The sequence below is a fragment of the Sodalinema gerasimenkoae IPPAS B-353 genome (assembly GCF_009846485.1).
Lineage (GTDB): Bacteria > Cyanobacteriota > Cyanobacteriia > Cyanobacteriales > Geitlerinemataceae > Sodalinema > Sodalinema gerasimenkoae.
On sequence record NZ_ML776472.1, the window covers coordinates 4,210,161 to 4,233,338 of the forward strand.

General features: G+C 53.4%; 19 protein-coding genes. 3 read left to right on the forward strand and 16 right to left on the reverse strand.

From position 1 onward, the window contains the following. Nucleotides 1-69 precede the first annotated feature (69 nt). From L855_RS18195 to L855_RS18220, 6 genes are all read right to left on the reverse strand, one after another. Complete coding sequence (locus tag L855_RS18195; RefSeq protein ID WP_159790388.1) at nucleotides 70-660, reverse strand: molybdenum cofactor guanylyltransferase; 591 nt, start codon at nucleotides 658-660, stop codon at nucleotides 70-72. Next, nucleotides 650-1,717: an anthranilate phosphoribosyltransferase family protein gene (locus L855_RS18200; protein WP_246199078.1), complete on the reverse strand. Its 1,068-nt coding sequence runs from the start codon at nucleotides 1,715-1,717 to the stop codon at nucleotides 650-652. The genes L855_RS18195 and L855_RS18200 overlap by 11 nt, the downstream gene beginning before the upstream one ends. 360 nt (nucleotides 1,718-2,077) lie before the next feature. Beyond that, complete coding sequence (locus L855_RS18205) at nucleotides 2,078-2,365, reverse strand: sll1863 family stress response protein (protein ID WP_159790389.1); 288 nt, start codon at nucleotides 2,363-2,365, stop codon at nucleotides 2,078-2,080. 97 nt (nucleotides 2,366-2,462) lie between these two features. Then, nucleotides 2,463-3,437 (reverse strand): LysR family transcriptional regulator, encoded by a 975-nt coding sequence (locus L855_RS18210; protein WP_159790390.1) that lies wholly within the window; start codon nucleotides 3,435-3,437, stop codon nucleotides 2,463-2,465. A gap of 117 nt (nucleotides 3,438-3,554) precedes the next feature. After that, nucleotides 3,555-5,153 (reverse strand): iron uptake porin, encoded by a 1,599-nt coding sequence (locus L855_RS18215; protein ID WP_246199080.1) that lies wholly within the window; start codon nucleotides 5,151-5,153, stop codon nucleotides 3,555-3,557. 13 nt (nucleotides 5,154-5,166) lie between these two features. Then, nucleotides 5,167-5,625: a nitrate reductase associated protein gene (locus L855_RS18220; protein WP_159790391.1), complete on the reverse strand. Its 459-nt coding sequence runs from the start codon at nucleotides 5,623-5,625 to the stop codon at nucleotides 5,167-5,169. Between the two features lie 139 nt (nucleotides 5,626-5,764). Between L855_RS18220 and L855_RS18225 the strand changes: the two genes are divergently transcribed. After that, entirely contained in the window at nucleotides 5,765-5,980 is a 216-nt protein-coding gene (locus L855_RS18225) for a hypothetical protein (RefSeq protein ID WP_159790392.1), read from the forward strand. 54 nt (nucleotides 5,981-6,034) lie between these two features. Here L855_RS18225 and L855_RS18230 read toward each other — a convergent pair whose 3' ends face one another. The 3 genes from L855_RS18230 to L855_RS18240 form a co-directional block, all read right to left on the reverse strand. Further along, the gene (locus L855_RS18230) at nucleotides 6,035-8,248 is read right to left on the reverse strand and encodes a molybdopterin oxidoreductase family protein (protein ID WP_159790393.1); all 2,214 of its coding nucleotides are present in this window, start codon (nucleotides 8,246-8,248) and stop codon (nucleotides 6,035-6,037) included. Nucleotides 8,249-8,356: 108 nt separating this feature from the next. Then, nucleotides 8,357-9,889: an MFS transporter gene (locus L855_RS18235; protein WP_159790394.1), complete on the reverse strand. Its 1,533-nt coding sequence runs from the start codon at nucleotides 9,887-9,889 to the stop codon at nucleotides 8,357-8,359. A 63-nt stretch (nucleotides 9,890-9,952) separates the two neighbouring features. Continuing rightward, nucleotides 9,953-11,488: a ferredoxin--nitrite reductase gene (locus tag L855_RS18240; RefSeq protein ID WP_159790395.1), complete on the reverse strand. Its 1,536-nt coding sequence runs from the start codon at nucleotides 11,486-11,488 to the stop codon at nucleotides 9,953-9,955. Nucleotides 11,489-11,990: 502 nt separating this feature from the next. On the opposite strand from L855_RS18240, the gene L855_RS18245 reads away from it, so the two are divergent. Both L855_RS18245 and L855_RS18250 read left to right on the forward strand, forming a co-directional pair. After that, nucleotides 11,991-13,178, forward strand: a complete 1,188-nt coding sequence (locus L855_RS18245) for a HEAT repeat domain-containing protein (protein WP_159790396.1) — start codon at nucleotides 11,991-11,993, stop codon at nucleotides 13,176-13,178. Nucleotides 13,179-13,355: 177 nt separating this feature from the next. Then, nucleotides 13,356-13,796 (forward strand): hypothetical protein, encoded by a 441-nt coding sequence (locus tag L855_RS18250; protein ID WP_159791183.1) that lies wholly within the window; start codon nucleotides 13,356-13,358, stop codon nucleotides 13,794-13,796. Between the two features lie 93 nt (nucleotides 13,797-13,889). On the opposite strand, the gene L855_RS18255 is transcribed toward L855_RS18250, so the two are convergent. From L855_RS18255 to L855_RS18285, 7 genes are all read right to left on the reverse strand, one after another. Further along, nucleotides 13,890-15,392 carry a glycoside hydrolase family 10-like protein gene (locus L855_RS18255; protein ID WP_159790397.1) on the reverse strand — a complete coding sequence of 501 codons (1,503 nt, stop codon included), beginning with the start codon at nucleotides 15,390-15,392 and terminating at the stop codon, nucleotides 13,890-13,892. A 140-nt stretch (nucleotides 15,393-15,532) separates the two neighbouring features. Further along, nucleotides 15,533-16,192, reverse strand: a complete 660-nt coding sequence (locus L855_RS18260) for a hypothetical protein (RefSeq protein ID WP_159790398.1) — start codon at nucleotides 16,190-16,192, stop codon at nucleotides 15,533-15,535. 82 nt (nucleotides 16,193-16,274) lie between these two features. Continuing rightward, nucleotides 16,275-17,411: a HEAT repeat domain-containing protein gene (locus L855_RS18265; protein ID WP_159790399.1), complete on the reverse strand. Its 1,137-nt coding sequence runs from the start codon at nucleotides 17,409-17,411 to the stop codon at nucleotides 16,275-16,277. A gap of 4 nt (nucleotides 17,412-17,415) precedes the next feature. Next, on the reverse strand, nucleotides 17,416-17,763 hold the full coding sequence (locus tag L855_RS18270) for a HEAT repeat domain-containing protein (RefSeq protein WP_159790400.1): 348 nt from the start codon (nucleotides 17,761-17,763) through the stop codon (nucleotides 17,416-17,418). Between the two features lie 4 nt (nucleotides 17,764-17,767). Next, nucleotides 17,768-20,296, reverse strand: a complete 2,529-nt coding sequence (locus L855_RS18275) for a HEAT repeat domain-containing protein (protein ID WP_159790401.1) — start codon at nucleotides 20,294-20,296, stop codon at nucleotides 17,768-17,770. Nucleotides 20,297-20,335: 39 nt separating this feature from the next. After that, nucleotides 20,336-20,656, reverse strand: coding sequence for a CU044_2847 family protein (locus L855_RS18280; RefSeq protein ID WP_159790402.1), 321 nt, complete (start codon nucleotides 20,654-20,656; stop codon nucleotides 20,336-20,338). A gap of 190 nt (nucleotides 20,657-20,846) precedes the next feature. Continuing rightward, nucleotides 20,847-22,763: a M48 family metalloprotease gene (locus tag L855_RS18285; RefSeq protein WP_159790403.1), complete on the reverse strand. Its 1,917-nt coding sequence runs from the start codon at nucleotides 22,761-22,763 to the stop codon at nucleotides 20,847-20,849. Between the last annotated feature and the right edge of the window lie 415 nt (nucleotides 22,764-23,178).

Here is a 23,178-nt window from a genome sequence, read left to right on the forward strand (position 1 = left end):
TATTACCCTCCTCCCCCCTTTTGCCTTTTGCCTTTTGCCTTTTGCCTCTTGCCTTCTTCCCCCTACTGCCTACTGCCTACTGCCTTCTTCCAAATAATTACAGTTATAAAGCATCGCCGCCTCTGCCTGGCCTAACGAGATTTGCACATGGGGAACCTGATCCAGCCAATTTTGGAACGATCGCCCTCCCTGGGTAATAAACTCTTGCAACTGAGGCAACACCTGGGGGCGATAGAATCCACAGAGGGGTTCCCAGCCGGCTTGAGAATGGGGAACAGCCACTAACTGGTCAGAAGAATGGTTTTCTAACTTGTCCACCCAGCCCTGCAAAATTGCCCCATTCAGACAGGGTAAATCACAGCCTAACAGCCAAATCCAATCCACGTCAGCGGGGTTAGACTCCCGCAAAACCTGTTGCAGGGCCACCAAGGGCCCTTCTCCTGGCTGTTCATCGGCTAATCCTTCAAAATTAGCGGGGAGAATCTCTTGATAGCGATCGCCCCAAGGGGTCATCACAGCTACATCTCCCACTACAGCGGCCGCGACATCATACACCCGCCGCAACAAGGGGACTCCCTCCCACAACACCAGAGACTTATCTTGGCCCATGCGGCGACTCTGGCCCCCGGCTAAAATCACGGCTTTAACGTTAACTGACATGATCGCGCAACTCCTGAACTTTCCTCATCAATCGCCCTTGACTCAGGTTCTGTTCAGCCTGCGTCAACCCTTGCTGTAACCCGTCGCAGACACCACAACGCCAGAGATAAAAGCCTAAATTCCAGATGGCGGCCGGTGTGATGGGAGTATTGTCTCCAGCGAGAGTACGTTGCAACATCTCGATATACTCGCTTTCTGATTCCAGGGGTGCATCGCTTCCCCCCAAGTCATATTCAATGGGATGTAGATGGAGTCGTTCCCAGGTGGGGTTGCTGTTGTCCTCGCCGGGTTGTCCAAATTGACCAATAATCGCGGGGCGACTGCGGGGCAAGTCACAACTGCCTTCTAGGCCCTTGACGGTGGTAAAACAGGTCTGTTGGCGTAAGTTGAGGGCGGTTTGAAACAGGCCTTCGGTGGGGGGATGGACGAAACCACAGACGAGATGGACGTTCCCCTCATAGGGAGTCCACATCAGTTCCATAGTGGCAACGGGGGGACGTTTGCCGAGTTGATCGCGATAAGTGACGAGTTGTTCGGCGGCGGGGAAGAAGTTGGGTTGATAGTAAAAACTAATGTCATGATGGCCCAGAAGGGTTGAGAGGCGATCGCGTTCTAGTTTTGTCCAATCGACTCCTAATCCTTGCCAAATGTCAATCAGGGGAACCCCATATTTGGTGGGCATCCGGCCACTTCCGTGAGTCAGACAGGGGACTCCTTCTACGGCTAGGCCCAGGGCCGTGATGATGGTAACGGGGGCCGTGCGCGATCGCCCATCGTAGGGACAGCCTAACACCGTTACTAATCTGTCAATGGCGGGGAGTTTCTTGGCATGGCGATCGCAGGCATCCAAAAACCCTGCGAGTTCCTCACCGCGTGGCCGTTGAATGCGATGGGCAATCAAAAACGCCCCAATTTGGGCAGGCGTGGCTTCTGAACTCAACATCATCGCCATGGCTTGGGCGGCGTCTTCTCGACTCAGATTTTTTCCGGTGTGGGGGCCGCTACCAACGGCTTGAATGAAGGGACGAAATTTATAACTCATGGTCACGAGTGCCATCTAGGGGGGGGCAGAAATACCCATAGCAGTTGACAGGTAAACGTTGCTAGAGGCGCTCACTCTCCCTTGTTGTCTCTGTCTTGATTCATCGAGCGACTGCTACAGGGTTATTGTTTCAGGGAGACGGACTTAAAATCAATCCTAGTATTCTACGGGTGCTGACAACTCATGCAATTTCTGAATGACCCCGTCACGGTTCATCGTAAATCGTTCACCCTTCCCTGCCCCCATTCATAGGTCACCCCAATCCATCATAATTTACCACAAAAAACCCCGTTTTTGGCGAATTGATTGCAACACAAACAACTCGTAAAACGGAGTTTTTTATAGGTCTATTGAAATTCCTAGATCACCCTAGGGCTAATCAAATTTGGATTTTGCTTCTTCCACGGAGCTGCTAAACTCATCCCAGGCATTTTGAAAGCCACTCTTCAAGCTAGACCAAGCACCATCACTGGCAGATTTCAAATCGGAAAGACGTTTTTGCATGTCATCCCGTTTTGCTTTGAGGCCATCAATGCGCTGATTTAAATCATCTTTGACATCTCCACCGGTTTTTTCAGCCCGGGCCTGGAGTTCGTCAATTTTAGCACCCCATTCCTGAAGCTGCGTTTCCATCTTCCCTTGATATTCTGTACGATCTTCCATAAAAATGTCCTGAATTTTAGTTGATATCGCTAACACAGGCAAAATGAAACCAGTCAATTGGGTCTCATCCTTCAGCTTCTTGTCGAAACCACCTTAATTATAACGAGTCTGCTTCCGATGGAACAATTCTCGGAGAGTCTGAGGCTGGAGGGTCGCCAAACATCTTGACCACCAGAGGGGGTACTTTCTCACAGACGAGATTGAAGAACTCCGCGATGGGGGGAATCTCTAGGCGATCCTGAGTCGTGACGGCTACCACTTCCCGTTCCAAGGAATTAAACCGGGGATCGTAGGCAATGGGGCGCACCGCTAGAGTCGCATCGGCATCTAAGAGGGCGGATTTGGGTAAGATCGAGATCATTTTCCCTTGGCGAACCATGCCACGAAAGGCATCTAGGGTGTTGAGTTCTAAGGCCGGATAGAACTGTTCTCCTAACTGGGCAAAGGCATTTTGCACCAAGCGTTGCATTCCATACCCGTCTTTGAAGACCACATGAGGATAATTGGTCAACGCCGCCCAAGGAATCTCCGCATACTCAGTCAGGGGATGTCCCGCTGCCATCAGGACTTCCACCGTTTCAGTATAGAGCGATCGCACCACCATCTCGGAACTCATCGTCAGACGGGGATTGTTCATGACAATGGCCACATCCACCAAGCCATCCCGTAACACCTTCAGGGCGCGATCGCTCCCTAAGGAGGTCACCCGTAACTGCACCTGGGGGCGACGGGAACAGAACTGTTGCAAAACTGGGGGCAAAAATTGGGCGCAGGTTGAATGAATGGCCGCTACACATAACTCGGTCTGTTTCCCCTCCGCCAATTCCCGAATCTCGGTGACTGCACTGCGCCACTCCCGACAGATACGATTGGCATGGGGAAAAAAGCGATCGCCGGCCACGGTGAGGCTGGCTTTGGCCTGGCGGTGTAACAAGGGAAGCCCCAACTCCGTTTCCAAAGCCTGTACCTGACGACTCACGGTGGATTGGGTCACCCGACACAAACGGGCAGCTTTTTGAAAACTGCCCGTCTCCACAACGGCTAAAAAGGCTTCCACCTGTTCTAATCGCATTCGACTCGTTGATGAATCTGACCTATCCACTCTACAGAGGCAGGAACCTTGTAAAAAGTAAGCCTTGATACGGCAGGATAAGACAAGTCACCATAAGCCGGGCCTGAGTCTCAGGGATTAGAAGGAGAAGGTGGTGCGCAGAGTGCCGATAAATGCGCCATCGTTGTCCGCATCTTGGTTGGGATTCAGCAACCAGATAAACCCGGGTGTGATGGAGATATTTTCCGAGACTTGCACCTTATAGAGGCCTTCGATGTGGAAGGGGGTCTCATTCTCGAAGTTTTGCGTTCCGGGAATATCAATTCCCCCCAGATAGGGTTCTGATCCCACAATCAAGGCCCCAAAGTTACCCGGTAGCAGTAAATCGGGGAAGGTGAGGGTGAGGGCATAGTTCCAGATTTCCGCATCCCCTAAGCCAATCAGACGGGCGTTGGTGAAGCCTCCCCAAGCCCCCACCCGGAATTGAGGAGAGAGATCCCAGAGGAACTGAACCCCATAGTGATTACTAGAGACGGGGGTCGCTAGTTGGTCTTGGGAGAGGTTGGAACTGGCGGCCAAGGCAGCGGGGGAGAGGTTGCTGAGTTGGGTTCCGGTTCCGCCAAAGCCAAAACGCCGCCCTTGGGAGACATCATAGGCATGAATGTAGGTCAGGCCAAACTTGAGGCGATCGCTCGGTTCCACCACTAACTGGCCCAGGGCAGAATAGTTACCGTTAAATAGGCCGGCCCCCTCACTGGGATTGTTGGCCCCTCGGGCTAAATAGCCGAGAGAGAGTTCGAGACTGTCACCCAAGCGTTGCCGAAAGCCAACCCCAACACCGCCGAGGCCACTGCGATAAATGGGGTTGCGTTCCCCAAAGCGAGATAAGGCCCCAGTTGCCCCACCGCCGGCTTCGAGGCCCGGGTTGAAGGTGTCGTTATAGAACTGATGTCCTCCGGCGTTGGCCATGACAGTCACTTGCAGATTGTCCGTGGCGGGGAAGACATAGTGCAAGCGGTTTAAGTCCAGGCTGTTGTCCGTGTCACCATCAAAGGCAAACCGGCCTTCGTTGGTGTTGATTTGGTCGGCGAAGCTATTGCCCAGATTGCCGAATTGTAGACGGGTATGGAGGCGATCACGGCCGGTGAAACTGGTGACGAGGTTGAGTCGCCCCCGATTGGCGAAGATGGTTTGGGCATCGTTGCTATTGCTAGAGATGCCATCGCCACCCCAAGCATCGGCCAGCACAAAGGCTACTTCCCCTTGCAGAATGGTGGTGGTGGAGAATTGATTGGCTTCGAGTTCGCTGGTTCGGGCTTCGAGGCGATCGGTCCGTCCCCGTAAGGTGACCAATTCGGCGGCAAATTCTTCTTGGAGGCGGCGAATCGTTAACAAATCTCCACTATCAATGGCATCACCGCCGTCGACTAGGGCCACAATCTGATCCAAACAGGCGTTTAAGCCTGCGGCGAACTCGTAGCGCGTCATGAAATTGTTGCCACGAAAGGTGCCGTCGGGATAACCGGCAATACAGCCATAGCGTTCGACGAGGGATTGCAGGGCCTGGAAGGCCCAATCGGTGGGTTGTACGTCCGATAACTGGGAAACGGAGGTGACTTGGGCTAACTGCTGCGGTTGCGAGGCGGGATTGGGGGCGCTGTTTAGGGGGAGGGCGCTTCCTAGGAGAAGGGTTAATCCCCCCATGGGGCCGATGGCGGTTGAGATGGAATGGGTCATGCTGTTGAACTCCTCACAATAGCCCGAACTCTTGGAGTGCGGGGTAAAAATTACGGTTTTCGTGACTGGGGCGACTGAGTTTGATGAGTGCGAACCGCTGAAGGGGAGAGAGGGTCGCCCATTGGTGATCGCTGATCTCAAGATCGAGCGATCGCCCCTTCTCCCGCACCGTTTCTGGAACCTGATCTCCCAGCCAAGGAGGATCAGGGTCCAGGGCGAGGTCTTTGGGAGTCTCCCCGCTGCGATCGCGCACCCACTGGCGGAGTTGTCGTCGATAGTCGGCAATCTCCTGGGTTGTCTCACAGGGCATCTCTACGAGGCCCTGTCGTTCGTCGCTGTCTAACTGATGCCAGTGGTGTAGTTTGAGCTTGACGCCACAAGTATCGAGTTTATAGCGAACTTGCATGGGGATACAGCGTAGGGACTCCACAAAGTCCGCCTCAAATTGAAAAAATATCGTTGCTGCCTGCATGACGTCTGGTTATATTCTGTTAATTTAGTTACACTTTTTGGGATTTCTCCAGCAAACTTCCTAAAATGAACCTAGGAAACCTCGGCCAGACCCAACCCAGGAATCATGGGGATGGCTGAAGCTTGTTAAGGAGTTGCTGATGAATGCCCAGAACCGCGATCGCCCAAGCCGGCCAGGAAACACCCACTCCAACGCCAGGTCTGAGAACATTCATGAAATTGTCGTTGGGGTTTTGATTGCCTCCTTCACCGTGGCGGCGATTCCCATTTTTCAACTGGAGTCTCTCTCAAACTCGCCCAATCCCTCGGTGGTGGTTCCCAGTGAAGCCACCCTTTGGTCTGACCTGACTCAATAGGGGCATCCTCCACCCTTAACCCCTCTCGGGAGGGGAAATTTTGCGTCCTCACCCTTAATTTTGCGCCCCAACTCGGGACAACTGCGAGGTCGACTCTTGCGCTTGGGATGCCTCAACCTCGCCGCCGAGAGGATGTAACTGTACGGCACAGGCTTTGAGTTCCGGTTGCAGAGAATCGGGACAGGTTTCTGGATGAGTCAGAGCGTTGGCTTGGGAGTTTTCAGCCCAGAGGAAGCCCCAGTGCATGGGGACAAATAGGGTCCCTGGGGCGATCGCCTTCGTCACTTGGGCTTTGAATTTGCCCTCACCCCGCCGCGATCGAATCATCACCCACATCCCATCGAGAATCTCCAATTTCTTGGCATCTCGGGGATGAATTTCAATAAAGGGATGGGGATGCTTCTTGGTGATTTTAGGAATCCGTCCCGTGCGAGTTTGAGTATGCCAATGTTCATACACCCGCCCGGTGGTTAAGACAAAGGGATAATCCGGGTCAGGGGCTTCCGCTAGACCCCGAGTATGGGTGGCACAGAAGCGGGCCCGACCATCGTCAGTGGGGAAGCGCAAATCCTCATAGAGGCGTTTGCTATAGCGGCCTGACTCGGGGTCATCGCATCCCTCAGGGTGGGGCCATTGAACAGTCCGCTCTTGCAACAGCTCATAATTGATGCCGCTCATATCACAAACCCGTGATTTTGTCAAGGCAACAAACTCCCGATGTACCGCCGCCGAATCTGCGAACTGGAACTGGCTCTCAAACCCCAGTCGTCGTCCCACCTCCGCAAAGATTTCCCAATCGGGGCGAGCTTCCCCAGGGGCATCCCGGAATTTCGGACAGAGGGTGACCACCCGTTCTGAGTTGGTCATGGTTCCTGTTTTCTCTCCCCATTGGGCGGCCGGCAGTAAGACATGGGCATATTCGGCGGTTTCCGTGGGGTAATAGGCATCTTGATAGACCGTAAAGGGGGAGCGTCGCAGGGCGGCCTTGGTCCGTTCAATGTCGGGCATACTCACCGCTGGATTGGTGGCCGCCACCCAAAGCAGTTGCACCTGGCCCGCTTCGAGTCCCAGCATCATATCCCAGGCGGCTAAACCGGGGGTAGCATCGATTTGGCCGGGGGGAAGTTGCCAATGGCGTTCCACCTCCGCTCGATGTTGGGGGTTTTTGACCACCCGATAACCGGGAAGCAGATGGGATAAGCCCCCCGCTTCGCGTCCTCCCATGGCATTGGGTTGTCCCGTCAGAGAAAACGGGCCGGCCCCGGGTTTGCCGATGGAACCGGTTATGAGATGGAGGTTGATGAGCGATCGCACCTTGGCGGTCCCCTCGGACGACTGATTTAAGCCCATGGACCACAGCGACAGCACCCGCTCATTCTCCGCCCAATAGCGAGCGGCGAGTTCCAACTCATCTAAGCGGATGTTGCAACGGCGAGCCACCAGTTCCGGGGGATAACTCTGAAGGGTCTGAGTGTACTCGGGGAAGCCTCGGGTACAATCCTCGATAAATAGAGAGTCAAAGGCCTGCCAGCGTAACAACAGATGGCCAATGCCATGCAATAAATCAATATCGGTTCCGGGGCGGATGGCCAGATGTAAATCGGCGGCTTTAGCGGTGGGGGTTTCCCGAGGATCGACCACCACCAATTTCACCTTACGATTTTTCTTGTGATAGTCCCGCAAGCGGTTAAAGGCGATGGGATGACATTCGGCGGCATTGGTGCCAATGAGAAAGGCACAATCGGTTTTTTCCAAATCGTCATAGCAACAGGGGGGGCCATCGGAGCCAAAACTCTGGATATAGCCTGCCACCGCCGAGGACATACAGAGACGGGAGTTGGCATCAAAGTTATTGGTTCCCAAACAGCCTTTCATCAGCTTTTGGGCGATGTAATAATCCTCCGTTTGGAACTGGCCCGAGCCATACATACAAATCCCCTGGCTGCCATAGGCTACCCGAATTTGACGAATCCGATTGACGATGCGATCGAGGGCTTCATCCCAACTCACGCGCCGGAATGGCTCATCGAGGGAATCTCGCATCATGGGGTATTTCAGCCGGTTTTTGTCCAGGGATTCGGCGACTGTGGCGCCCTTAACACAAACCCGGCCGCGACTTGACGGATGTTGGCGATCGCCCCGTACGCGCCAGGTGGGGGTCCCAGCCTCATCCCGATAGGTGGCTTTCCCCGGTAGGGCCGGCGGTTGGACTTCTAAGCCACAGCCGACACCACAATACGGGCAAAGGGTTTTCGTCGGCGTTGTCATGATCTCGTCCTCCAATTACCAATTCACAATCGAATACACAGCCCGGTCACCCGGTCGGAGCCTTCAGTTCACCGGCCCCGACGTTTAGAAACTTATTAGGTGTTGCGTTTATAGAGACTCCTCTGAGCCAGACTCATGACTTAGGGTGGCCATGGGAGCCATTTGCATGGCCTCATCCTCCCCCTCATGGAACTCGGCAAAGGAGCCGTGAGGTTCCCGGAGAAAGAAGCCACAGAGGAAGGCGACGACCATCGAGCAGACCCCTAAGGTTTGGAAGAAGATCAGGTTTCCCGTGGCCCCTTCGGGTAACAAGCTATAGAGGGTCAGATAGGCCACTGCACCGACATTTCCGTAAGCGCCAACATTTCCCGCAATCTGTCCCGTCACCCGGCGTTTAACAAGAGGCACAATGGCATAGGTGGAGCCTTCCCCGGCTTGAACAAAGAAGGAACAGGCCATGGTCAGCAGAATCGCCCCAGGAAGCCACCAGTTCTCGCTCACGCCTCCCATAAAGAAGTAACCAATCCCCATAGCGGCAGTTAAGACGGTCATCGTCCATTTGCGACTGCCCAGGGAGTCGGAAATTAACCCACCTCCAGGACGAGACATCAGGTTCATAAAGGCATAACTGGCGGCAATCATCCCCGCTTGGGCTGGGTTGAGACCAAAGGTCAACTCAAAGAAGGCCGGCAACATCGAGACAACTGCCAATTCTGAGCCAAAGTTAACCACATAGGTCAGTTCCAAAATGGCAACCTGACTGAACTTATAGCGGTCTTCGGGGGGATAGTGTTTTTCACCTTTGAGAAGTTCAGCGTTGGTGGTCCAGCAACCGTAGGCCTGAAACAGATAGAGTCCCACGAGGGCAGCCCAAACCAGGAGCAGTGCCGTGGGACTGAGGAAGCCCACGTTGCTCAACCGCCAAGCCAGAACCGCGAGAATACCCACGAGGGGGATATTCATCAACATCAGGAAGACAAAGTCTTTGCGACTGGTCACCTCTAGGCCCCCGGAGCGATTGGGCCGTCGATATTCTTTGCCGGGAGGGGTATCCTCAACGCTGAGGAAGTAAATCACCCCATAAATGGCGGCGGCAAATCCCGTTAGGGCAATGGCTAAACGCCAGTTCAGCTCACCCCCAGCAAACATCGAGAGTCCTAGGGCGATGGTGGGTAAACTAAAGGCAGCAGCCGCTGAACCGAAGTTGCCCCAACCGCCGTAAATTCCTTCGGCAACACCAATTTCGCGGGGAGGGAACCATTCGGCAACCATGCGAATGCCAATGACAAAGCCGGCCCCGACGATGCTGAGCATCAAACGGCTGACGACCAGGGTATTGAAGTCTTGCGCTAGGGAGAAAGCCAGGCAAGGAATGGCAGCGTAGATGAGCAGAGCCGAATAGGTGATACGGGGACCAAAGCGATCGAGTAACATCCCGATCAGAATCCGTGCCGGTACGGTGAGGGCAACGTTACAAATCCCGAGGGTGCGAATTTGTCCGCTGTCGAGTCCGAAATCTTGTTGAATGGTGGTGGCGAAGGGGGCAAAGTTAAACCAGACGACAAAGGAGAGGAAAAAGGCAAACCAGGTTAGGTGGAGAATGCGGTAGCGACCGCTGAAGGAGACTATTTTGCTTAACATAGGGCAGACTATCCAAACGGTTCAGGGGGGTCAAGAGGAATGATGTTTGGGACATCTCCTGGTTTATGAGCGTGGGGTAGCACCAAATTTTTCCAGGAGTAGGTCTCGCAAGACGGGTTTGAGATCCTCGCAGGGAATGGATTTAATGACTCGCTCCCCGAGTTGGGCATCTTTGCCGACTTTGCCACCCATGTAGACATCCACGGCTTCGACGGTTTTGCCATCTTTGCGGGTTTTGGTTCCCATCAAGCCAATGTCCGCCACTTGAGGCTGTCCGCAGGAGTTGGGACATCCGGTCCAATGGATACGCACGGATTGGGAGAGGTTGAGTTCCTCGGTCAGTTCTTGGGCCAGGGCCAGGGCCCGTTGTTTGGTTTCGACGAGGGCAAAGTTACAGAAGCGCGCACCGGTACAGGAGACCAGTTCCCGGACGAGGGGGGCTGGGGAGAGGGAAAAGGTCTGAAGGAGGGGTTCTTGTTGAAAGGCGTCGAGTTTGGCGCTTTCAATGCCGGTGAGAATGAGGTTTTGTTCGACGGTTAGACGGATCTCGCTGTTGCCATAGACTTGGGCCAGGCGGGCGATTTCAAACATCTGTTCGGCGTTGAGACGACCGACGGGAACATGAAGGCCGGCGTAGTGGAGTCCGGCTTGTTTTTGGGGATGGATGCCGATGTGATCCCGTTTGTCCCAGGCGATTTCGTCTTTGGGTGCGGCGTCGGGGAGGGATTGACCAAGTTCGGCCTCGACGGCGGCCCGGAATTTTTCGAGACCCCAGTCGTCGATGAGCCACATCAGCCGCGATTTTTGCCGGTTGGCTCGGGGGCCATGATCGCGGAAGACCCGTAGAATGGCGCAACTGAGGTCTGCCAGTTGCTCGGCGGTGACCCAGGCATTGAGGGGGATGGCGGCTTCGCAACGTTTGGCCGAGAAGAAGCCCCCGACTAAGACGTTGAAGCCGAAGTTGCCATCTTTGAAGGCGGGAACGTAGGCGATGTCGTTGATTTCGGCATGGACGGAGTTATCGGGGCCCCCGGCGACGGCAATGTTGAATTTACGGGGCAGGTTGGTATAGTCGGGGTTGCCTTGGCCATGGTTGGTGATGGCATCCTGGATGGTTTGACAGAGGGGGATGGTGTCGATAAATTCGGCGCCATCAATGCCAGCGACGGGGGAGCCGGTGATGTTACGGACGTTGTCCATGCCGGACTGGACGCTGGTGAGACCCGTCTGCTGAAGTTGGTGCAGGATATCGGGGAAGTCCTCGAAGCGAATCCCCCGCAGTTGCAGGTTTTGCCGGGTGGTAATGTCGGCGCTGCCGTCGTCTCCATAGCGTTGGACGATGCCGGCGAGGACTCGCAGTTGGTCGCTGTTGAGAATGCCGTTGGCAATCCGTAAGCGCAGCATAAATTGACCGGGGGTAACGGGTCGGAAGAAGATGCCTAACCATTTGAGACGATGAACCAGGTCGGTTTCGTCTAAGGCTTCCCAACCTAGACGACTGAACTCTTCTAGTTCCTCTTTGACGGCTAAGCCATCTTTTTCGACTTTGTATTTCTCAAATTTGTTGAGTTTTGTTGGGGCGGATGCGGAGGGTGTCATGATAGTTTGTTTGGGTTTGACTTCAGAAGTGATAGGGGTAAAACTGTCCCTAAATGGGGATTTATTGCTTTATAGGTGCTAGATAATTGATTTCATGAGTGGATTTAGGAGTTACTAAAACTGGAGCAGTTCGCGCTTTTTGGGGTTTTCTTGTTGGTGCTGCCTGGGAGCGAGTTGGTGTAAGGGTCATGTTGGGTCTAACGTTAAAAGAAGTTCTAGGACTATTTCGTAGTGTTGACTACAAAAAAATAGTTTTTTTTTGAGTTGCGCATCAAGGTCATGCAATTTATACATTAAATCGAGCATTTCATGTGTAAACTGCCTTGGCATCTGGGAGCAATTTGGGTCAAGCTTGAATAGGTGCTCGTCTGGTGCAGAGGTTCGACGCGTCCTATTGACTCGCTGTACCCCCATGAGAGAGGACATCAATAATCCCTGAAGACAAGATTTAAGAGGGAATTTCCTCGTTGTTCATGATTGATTGTTCATTGTTCATTGCTATATGACTTTTATTTCCTCAGGCGACCACAAGGGTACGCCCCTACCTGGTTCTCAGAAGCGTTCACAGCCCACCTCGGCTACGGAGATCTCAACGGAGAGTATTGTCGCGTCTCAAACCGTGAGGGTTCTCTTGGACTTGTTAGAGGTTGGAGACTTTCAGGAACGCTGGGATGCGGCTAAACGCTTGCCCAGTTTTGGTCAGCTGGCTCTGGAGGGGACGTTGATGTTGTTGCGATCGCACCCGGAGGATGATGAGTTGGCGTGGTTCGCGGCTCAGGTGATTGGCCAGTTTCACTCCTCTGAGGCCCTGTCGGCGTTGCTGGAGTTGCTGACGAGTGCCACAACGGATGAGGATGTGAAGGGGATGGCGGCGCGGACGTTGGCGAATTTGGGGGAGGTGGCGATCGCCCCCCTGAGTGAGCTACTTGAGGAGGAACGCTGGCGTTTGTTGGGGATTCGCACTCTGGCACAGGTTCGTCATGGGGATGTGGTTGAACGGGTGGTTCCGTTTTGGGATGATGAGAATGCGGAGGTTCGCGCTCAGGTGCTGGCCCTGTTGAGTTGTCATCGTCATCCGCTGCTGCTGACACCGGTATTGAAGGGGGTACGGGATTTGTCTCCCTTGGTACGCCGGGAAGCGACGATCGCCCTGGGGTTACAGCATGAGTGGATTCAGGAGTTAGCGCCTGAGGTGGTGATTGTGCCGTTGCTTCGGGAACGACTACTGGATTTAGATTTGGCGGTAAGTCAGCAGGCGGCCATCGCGCTGTCACGTGTGGGAACCTTAGAGGCGATCGCGGCCCTCGGCCGGTGTTTGCGATCGTCGGAAACGCCGGTTCCTCTGAAGTTGGAGGTGATCCGTGCCTTGGGCTGGGTTCAACGGCCCCAGTCGATTGAACTGTTACAAACGGCGTTATCTCAGCCGAGTTTACAACTCTGTTTAGAAGCGATCCGGGTGTTATCTCAGGTGAAGCCGAAGCATTTAAAACACCGAGCGGCTAAAGCATTAACGACTTGGTGGAACGGTCATCCTCCCCATCGGGAAACTCCTCAGGTTCGCCAGGCGATCGCCCTAGGGTTGGGGAATTTCGGGCAACCAGAGACTCAGGCGGTGGTGCGATCGCTCCTAGAAGATACCGATGAAATGGTGCGCTGGCACGCCATGGCTGGCTGTGAGGCTAGTCGCTAATGCCTGGCTGGGCCCATTCCCCTCTTGTTAACGATGGCGGAGATTCCTCGGGAACCCCGGATTGAGGTTCCCTGGGAACCTGTTGAGATTCTCAGTACGCTAAAGTTAAGCAATATAGAGTCCCCGCTCATCATGAGTGGGCATGACGGCATGACGTTGAGAAAGGGGGGATGGACCTTGAATGCAGCCGAACAAGCTAAGGATTTCCGTATTGCTAGTAAGATTGCGGCGGTAGTCAACTTGTTTAAGACGGAGTTTCCGGATTTGCGCTCTGATCTCAAGCCCTGGACCGATGATGTGGAAACGCGGGAGATGTTAGATCCTGATTCAATTGATATTAGTTTCCACTTTCCTGGCTATAGCTTCCGCTGTCATTGTCGCAGTATTTTGATTCAGATCCGCTTTCATGCGGTGGATGCTGATGTGCGGGCGATCGGCTTGGAGGCGGCTGGGTTTGGCGGCTTGGGTCGTCTCTGGCGCTTGTCCACGGTGGATCGCTGGCACTTTGTCGGTCGGAAGGAGCCGGTTCTAGAGATGCAAGAGAAGCTCAAAGGCTGTTGCCGCGAGGCGATCGAGATCTTTAACCGCGATCTCGATGTCTGTGATGAAACGGCCTAGACGCGCCATAGACACCCAACTGTGCAAAACCCGGTGTCGGCTCTAGGAAAAGGACCTAGAGGCTGACACCGGGTGAGGCGTTGGGGAGGTCGGTTATCGTCTTACGGAGACTTGCACCGCTTCGCTTTGATTGGAGAGAGCATCAACGGTTCGCAGGGCGTAGCGTCCTGGGTTCACCTCCACCTCGGTTTGCTTACGGGAGAGGACTTGTTCGAGCTGCCAACGGCGGTTTTGGCGTTTGTATAGGGCCAGCGATCGCACGTCCTCGGAGTATTGGGGTTGCCACTGGATACGATGGCCCGTGGTTTCAACGCCTTGGGGTGCGTTGGGGGCTTGGGCATCGAGCCAAGGCATGGGGGGAATCAGGGCGGGGGTTGGGTAGAGGCGCGATCGGAAGCTTTCGTTGACCCCAAACCGGTTTTCCATAAAGACCTTAACACTGAAGAAGATATTCCCCAGAGATTTGCGAGAATTAGCCCGTCGGGAGATATCCACCTGACGCAGAAATTCACTCACCGGCCAATCGCTGTTATTGAGGCGACTGAGATAGTTGCCGGTATAGATATGACGATCCAGGGGATTCTGGCCAAGCCACCAGTCGAGTAAGCGAGGATAACTCTGTTCGGGAGGGTCAATGCGCCAGTAGAGTTGCGGGGCCATATAATCCACCCAGCCTTGTTCGAGCCAGAGTTTGGGGTCAGCATAGATTTGAGCAAACTGATCCATACCCCGAATCCCAGGGGGTTGGCCAGGGCGATAGATGCCAAAGGGACTAATACCGAATTTAACCTCGGGTTTGGTGGCTTTAATGCCTTCATAGAGGCGACGCACCAGACGGTTAACATTATCCCTACGCCAATCATCGCGGCTTAAGGTACCGCCATTTTTACGATACTTCCCATAGGTGTCATCATCGGGGAACTCAACACCGGGTTCAGGGTAGGGATAGAAGTAGTCATCCAGGTGAACGCCATCGAGGCTATAGCGGTTGACTACATCGAGGATGACCTCATAGGTGCGATCCTGAATCACTTTCGCCCCAGGGTCCATCCAAATCAAGTTGCGATAGGGATAGGCGTATTGGGGGTACTGGCGAGCCATGTGGTTGGCGGCCAGGTCATAGTTGCCGCCGAGTTTAGCGCGATAGGGGTTAAACCAGGCGTGCAGTTCAATGTTGCGGGCGTGGGCTTCCTCAATGGCGAATTCGAGGGGGTCGTAGAAGGGGCTGGGGGGTCGTCCCTGTTGTCCGGTGAGCCAATAGCTCCAGGGTTCGATGTCGGAGTAGTAGAGGGCATCGCCAGCGGGGCGCACTTGCAGAATTAGAGCGTTGAGGTTCAGCTCTTGCATTCGGTTGAGAATGCCGATGAGTTCTGCTTTCTGTTGGCTGGTACTGAGATTGGGGCTAGAGGGCCAGTCGATATTGACCACGGAGGCAGCCCAAACGCCACGAAATTCGTATTGAGGGGCGCTGGCCAGGTCTTGTCGGGCCAGGCTGGGGAGTTGGGTAAGTAGGAGGGTGGTGAGGGTGAGGGCAACCCAGAGCAGCCGTATGAGTCGGCGTCGTTTGGGGATGCCAGAGGAGCGAGTTAGAGTCATAGAAGTTCGGAATCGTCTCGTAATGTCAGAGAATGGCGATCGTTGCCGTGCGACATTGTAATCTTCTTTGCCGGGGTTTGACGATCCGGTCTAACCGCCTGGGGAATTGACCCCCCTAGGGTCTGGTGTTCCATGACTCCTCACCCAGAACATGATTCAGTTTCGCTGGACGGACTGGCCAGTTGCGGGTTCTGTTTACGGATAGTTTCTAATTCTGCGCCCATCAGTTTAATAGCTGCTTGTTGAGCAAGATAGTCGTAAAGAGGTTTCGCATGGCTAGAGAGGCGATAGGGTTTAGAGTTGAAGCCCGTCCGTAACCCTTGCCGTAACTCCTCTGTGGATAATCCCAGGCTGTTGAGATAGGGAACGATGTCAATCAATTGTTGATGGGAGTTTTGCGGTTGAAAACTACGTTCTGGATCAGCTTTGAGCGTAAAGCGCCGCCGTCGTTTGAAGAAATGCTGACTGGCCCAGAAGTAGTGATCGCAATAGGCTTGAGGGGTGTCTACCAAGGAGTCTTTGGGGGCAATAGCGTTGGCTTCAGTCCAGTACTGTTTTTCTGCGACCACAAATACCAGATCGCAGTAAAGATGGGAGAAGTTGGGAAATGTGTCACCGCTGACCCAGAAATTGATATCGCCAATCGTTGGAGACATCTGAGTAATATGACAGTAACTATGAAGGAAACCTGTATTCCAAATATAGGGATCTTGATTGCCACTGGTTGAGTCATGGTAAATCACCCGGTTCTCAAGTTGTGATACAACTCGCGAGGGATGGTAGATAAGATAACCACTCATAATTAATTGCAAGACCTTTCAAACAGGATATAGAGTGAATACGGCACGGGAACCCAATCATGTCTAACTGGAGCATCCCAAGTTAGACACCGCGATCGGGGGTTTCGCTGAGTTTATCCAGGTAAGTGATTATCCCCTTGACGATGGGGCTCTTTTCATAGGTAGACTTCGCTACTTCAATCAGGGTGGCTTTGATGGCTTGCAGGTGACGTTCTGGGTTGAGGATCTGCTTGCGGAGGGTGGCAAGTCGGTGGGTTGGAGTTTGGCGAATTTCGGTGAATTCAGCCTCGATAATGGCTGAGGCTTCCTGTTCACTGGTGACCTGAGGATGTTGAGTCTCCAGTTGAGCTAGAAGAGTTTGCAAGTCGGCGACGGCTTGTTGTATTTCTGCATTTGTGGTTTGATTATGATTCGTCCCAATCTGATCGCCTTCGACCGTGCCGCCTAAGTTTATGGCAGCATTGTTGGCGTTAAAGCTCCCAAAATTGAAGTTATTGTTAATAGTTGTTGTCTGTGCTAGATTCTCCCCCTTGTTTTGCCTTGGAGATTTTTCTTGTAAAGGCGCATTTTGCCAAAGTTCGTAGTTATAGAGCTGGCAGCGGTTTTGGATTTTAGTAATGGCATTCCACAGGTAGACATCCACTCGCTGGCGATACAACTGCCAGAGATCACTCAAGGGTCGAGCATCGCCGATTTCCCCCAACGCTACAGCTACACTTGAACTTAAGGGTTGAGCATCGCCAATTTCCCCCAAGGCTATAGCTGCACTTGAAAGTATAAAGCTATCTGAGTCCTTGAGGAGAGTTAGTAACCCCTCAACGGCTTCCTTACTCCCAATTCCTATTTGCCCCAAGGCTTCGACGACACTGCGCTGCACAGATGAGTCCCAGTCTTTGAGGGCATCTAGTAATGCTTCAATCATTTGCTCACGGTTGATTTTTTTCAATGCCTCTTGCTTGCTGACGATTTGCCCCAAGGCTTCGGCAGCCGTCCTACGCAAATATCTGTCCTTATCATTAAGGGCAGAAAGCAACCCTTCAACGCCTTGCTCACTGCCGATTTCACCCAACGCTTGGGCGACACTACAGCGCACAGAGATATCTGAATCTTTAAGGGCAGTGAGCAATCCCTCAACTGCTTGCTCACTGGCGATTTTTCCCAACACCCAGGCGGCACTGGCACGTACAGAGATATCTGAGTCCTTAAGGGCAGTGAGCAACCCCTCAACTGCTTAAGGCGGCACTGGCACGTACAGAGATATCTGAGTCCTTAAGGGCAGTGAGCAACCCCTCAACTGCTTGCTCACTGGAAATTTCACCCAACGCCCAGGCAGCACTACTACGCATATCGTTGTCCGAGTCCTTAAGGGCAACGAGCAACCCCTCAACTGCTTGCTCACTGCCGATTTTCCCTGATGCCTGGGTGGCACTGATACGCACACCCTCGTCCTCGTCTAAGTCTTTAAGGATAGAGAGCAACCCTTTAATCGCTTGCTCACTGCCGATTTCACCCAATGCCCAGGCGGCACTGGCACGTACAGAGATATCTGAGTCCTTAAGGGCAGTGAGCAACCCCTCAACTGCTTAAGGCGGCACTGGCACGTACAGAGATATCTGAGTCCTTAAGGGCAGTGAGCAACCCCTCAACTGCTTGCTGACTGCCGATTTTACCCAAGGCATAGGCGGCACTCTTACGCTTAGATATGTCTGGGTGCTTAAGGGTAGGGAGCAACTCCTCGACCGCTTGCCCACTAACGATTTGTTCCAAAGTCGTGGTAGGTTTGCTATGCACAACCTTGCCTGGGTCATTGAAGGCATTTCGTGGCCCCTCAACTTCTTGCTCACTGCGGATTTTCCCTAACGCCCAGGTGGCTCTCCTACGCACAGAGATATCGGGGTCGTTGCGAGCATTTCGTAATCCCTCAACCGCTTGCTCACTGCCGATTTCACCTAAGGCCCAGGCGGCTCTCCTACGCACATCCTTGTCTGAGTCCTTGAGGGCAACGAGCAACTCCTTAACGGCTTGCTCGGAGTGGCTTGCCTCCCAGCATTGAACTTTGAGCTTAAGAGGCAGTTCCTTCTCGTCAATCAAACCGACGGTAGCGTATTGAAAGTAAGGCTTCACCTCCCCAGCCAGCCGCGCCCCCAAGATTAAATCCACTTCATCCATTGCTAACCGCACCACCCGCAAGGCGGTGGCTTCCTCATCCAGCAGCGCCAACATCAATGCTACGGGTTCTGTCCACTTCAAATAGTTGAGATAATCTCGCTTCAGTTCCTCATCGCTTAGATGGGGCAGGCGTCGCAGTAAGGATTCCGCTGCGTAATACTCCTGAATCAGTTGGTGGCGAAACTCCAGATGTTCTTCAAAGTTTGGCTGCATTACCGGTTGGATCAAATGGTATTTCAGTAGATCTTTGAGCCAGTGTTCCGCACAACCTCTAGGATTTGCCCGACCCTTTTGCTGCAAATACTCAGTTAAACAGTCTTCGGCTTCCTCCCTGGGAATCGAGAGCCGCAAGTCTTTAGGCGTTTTCCCCTGCATCATCACAAAAGCTAGATGGCGTAGCAGCTTCGGCCACTGTTCCCTCGAATCTGTTGCGGCATCCTCTTGGATCTCTTGGTCATGGAGTTTGGCGAACTCCCGAAAGGCTAACCCCAAATTCCTGGGAACCTGACCGCTTTGGGCAAACACTCGACAAAGCATCCACAACAACAGTGGCGTTTCAGCAAACTTGCGCAGCCTGTCGCCCTGAAGCTGCTGAAATAAGCGATCGCCCTCCTCACCCAGATACCCCCGCACAAACTCCCGCATTTGCCCTTTCGTCAGGGGCAACATTCTTAGAGTCTTTTCAATCCCCAACGTGCCACCGAGACTCAAATCCCGCGTTGAGACAATCATCGCTGTTGTCCGGTGATAGCGATCGCGGAAATTCTTTATCTCCGTTCTGAAGCTTTCCGGTAACTCATTCAAGCCATCGAGCAACAATAAGAACTTGCCCTGGCCCAACAGTTCCTCAATGTCCTGTCGTTCCAGAGTCACCTGATGCCCGATGAGGAAATCTCGAATCAGTTGTTCGATGCTGCTCCTACAGTTGCGCAATTTCAGCAACACCGGAATCCGAGCCTTGGCATCGTGCAACGCTCGCTCCGCCTCCTCCCAGAGTAACCGTTCCAGGGAGGTGGACTTTCCCGATCCCGGTTTGCCAATCAAGACTACATGATCCGTCGCATACTGGCGCAGCCCTTCTAATACATCCCATTGTTTAACCTGCTCTTTCCCTTCCTGGGATTCATCAGGAGGATACTCCTGCCCCTGTTGGTCGCGCTTTACCGTTTCCACCCGCAACTTCAAGCGCGAGGAAAACCGCCGTTGGCCAGGCTTAGCCGTTTCCCGCCCTCGCACAGGCCGCCGATCTTCGAGGGTTGTGGGGGTGTAAACCTCTTGCCCTTCTTGATAGTCTTCATCGTCCCGGATGGACTTTAAATAGGGCTGAAAGTCGATTTTGGCTTGCGGTGCCAGGAGATTGAGCCAACGCTTATCGCTTTCATGAAACGCCTGCTGACGCTCTCGCAACTCCGGGAATTGCTCCAAAATGACCCTTGTTGGAATTGCCCCACCGCCAAGATCAAAATTGGCATTACGGGTTTCCTTGACCATGCCGCAAACCTGACGTGACCTGAGGTTAAGTAATGCCGCACCGCTAATTCCAGACTCAATTTGTGCCTGTTTCAATTTCAGTAAGGGTGGCTGGTCTCCCGTCAATCCTTCATTGACCAGATGCACAGGGGCTGCATGGGGGTAAGAACTTAAATAGCCGTAGGCATAAAGTTTTTCACCGTTGGCGACTGGCTCCTTATGCAAGTCCAATAGCACACAAGGATGATTCGACAACGGTTCAGATAGTTCAATAAGAGCCAGGTCAAGAGTTTTACCATCGTCGGCTATCTTCTTCACCATCGCCGACAGATGCTGTTCTTGATAAAAAACAGTGACTGGCCGATCAGCCGCTTGGCGTACTACATGAGCGCAGGTGAGAATCCAACCCGGAGCCACAAAAAAGCCTGTCCCCCACCCCTGTTGACCAGGAAGGGACAATTTCACGGTAGAGTGCTGCACCAGAGTCTCTAGCAAAATCACGGCTTAACTCTTAGGCTGTGCCTCCCATTCTAGGGTAATTTCCAAATTTGCCTTTCCAGACCCCTGGACTATCACTCCTGTCAATTCCCCAGACTTGATCTCCAGTTCCATGCCGAACTTTACGGTCGCCTTCTTCGGTTTCGCCTTGCGGATAGGAGCGGCAATCATCTCCACCACCCCTTCGATCACATCGGCCACGGGCTGAAACTGTTTCACATTAAAGCCAACGTCCTCTCGCCCGGTATTGGTGACTTCAACGTTAACCACCGCCCCATTGGGAAGCTGAACCGGAACAGTATTACTTTGAGATTCGGAAAAGGACATAACAACTTGATCTCCTTAATCTTAAGTATCGGTCTCAGACGACTGGATTGTACTCTACCACTGAAATTGCTCCAGAATTGATCGCCCGATCGCCCTCCTCACCTAGACCCCCCCGAAACAGCAACAGGCACAAAAAAACCGTAACGCCCCGAAAGACGTTACGGCCACCGGTCAAGACATCACCCTCAAACTACGACAACCGAGCCTTAATTTGAGCGTGGCGTTCCACCCCTTCAAAGCTGTAGCGGTTGTAATTATTCCGCTCAATCAACTCCTCCATATAACGAACCCGAGTGCGCGGGGCCGGGTGAGTGGAGAGATAGGGAATTGCAGGCCCACCACCATGACGTTCGCGCAGAGTTTGCATGAAGTTGCGTAAGCCATCCGCCGCATACCCGGCACTGTGAATCACCCGAGTGCCAATAATGTCGGACTGGCGTTCATGTTTACGGCTGTAGTCCAAACTCACTAGGGTTCCCAACAAGTTACCAAAGGGAATTTCCCGAGATAAGTTCGCCAGGAGGTTATTAGTAACCACACGCTGGAAACCGTGAGAGAGAACCGCATGGCCCACTTCATGGCCCAGTAACCCCGCTAGTTCCGCCTCGGAGTTAGCCGCTAAAATTGCACCGGTGTTGACAAAGACCTTACCACCAGGGAGGGCAAAGGCATTGAGATTCTCGTCATCGACCACGAAAAACTCATAGTCAAACTCATCTCGTCCCATATAACGAGCAACGTCCTGGCCTAACTCATCTACATAGCCGAGAATTTCTGGGTCACTCACCATCCGTAGTTGGCCCTGGATTTGTTGCGAGATTTGTTCCCCGAGGCGAGATTCTCCAGCAATCATTAATTGAGCCAGGTTGATGGCCTGAAACACGGTGGAGGTGGTGCGCCCAGTTAACACGCCGACGGCTAAACCGCCCAGACCGCGCAGGGCAATACTTTCCCGTAGGCGACCCCGGAAACTGCTCAGATAATCTTCTGCTAATTCTGTCATCTCCCCAGCTTGGGGATGTTCGGGGTTGACAATGGCAAATTCCCGAGCGGCGATGGAGGCTTCTAGGCGTTGTCCATCGGCTCGTAGGGTTTCCGCCAGCATTCGCGCTAATTCATAGGAACCGGGGAAGCGGGAGGTGGCTTCTTCGAGGAAGGCGATCGCCTCGTCGGTGTCTCCCTCATCAAGATGGCGTTGGGCAATGAGGGTATAGGGAGGCGCAAACCCAGGAGCTTCTGCAAAGAGAAGATCTAAGGAGGCTTCAACCTGAGATTCGCGGTCTTCAGCTAGGCCCTCTTGAACATTATTCCAATAGACGCGACCGGCTGGGGAGAGTTGATCCTCCGTGATGGCTTCGGCAATTTGGATACTTCCTTCGGCGGGAAACTCCGGTTTGGCTTGACGGTAGAGCCGTTCGGCTTCTCGGTAATTCCCCTGGAGATGGTAGCGATCGGCTTGGGCCAGTAGGGCCTCCCGCTCATTGAGGGAAACGGGGGCGGCGGGTTCCTGGGGAGCGTTGGGATCGGGTTTTTGCTGGGCGGTGTTGGTCGAACCAACTGGGTACACGGCCAGCGCGTAGTTGCCTCGGCCCCGAGAATTGAGGGCATTGGCAATAATGCGATAGGTTCCATTTTCAGGAAGGTTGAGGACGAGTTCGGAGTTGGTATCCCCAGGGGCGCGATCGTCGTTCTCGGCTAGGGGCCGATCGTTGGGGCCAAGGAGAATTAGATAGGTATCAAAGTCTGAACTTTCGAGTTGAATGCGAACCTCCTGCCCCGCATTGCCTGAAAATTCATAGACATTGTAGCGACTGCCATCTCGTAGTCGGGAACTACGGTTGGTTAAACGGCCTTGTTCTTGCAGCAGCGGCCGCTGGGCCAGTTGGCGATCGCCCCTCGATGGCAGGGCTTTAAGGGATTTCTCCCCGCTTCCACTCATCTCGGGGTGGGTTTTGAAGCTAATGGATTTATGAACCACTAGGTCATCGGACGGCTGAGCAGCCACGGCTCCCTGGCGCAACAGGGGTAAATTGGGCAAGAATAGGTTTAGGCTTAGGAACAGGCTTGTCCCCAATAGGAAGCACAATAGATTTCGTAAGGGTTTCATAATGATTAAGATGAGACAATGGCCGATGTCGGGGGTGGGTACTTGAGGGCGAGGGTATGTCTATGAGTATTGATGTAAAACTAGGGTCAACTGTTTCGCGCTCTCAGACAGTTTATGGATTGGCTTGATCGAAGACGACCTGCCCATCTCCGTGGAGATGACGCCTCAAGCCAACCCTTCGGACACTCACGTTTATCACTGTTCCCAGGCGGTGATGGATACTATACTACTACAGTCCTGTTCTTAGCACAGGTGAGGATTTTGTCAAGTTTTTGCCTGAAAGTTCACCGGTTTATCCAGGAAAACGTCACAATCCGTTACAGATTATCCCGGCCTTGGCCGTTCTATCGGCGGTTCTATCTAAGGTTAACAAGGGTTAAATTTTCACAAAAAATGTCTTAACTTAAGTTCCTGT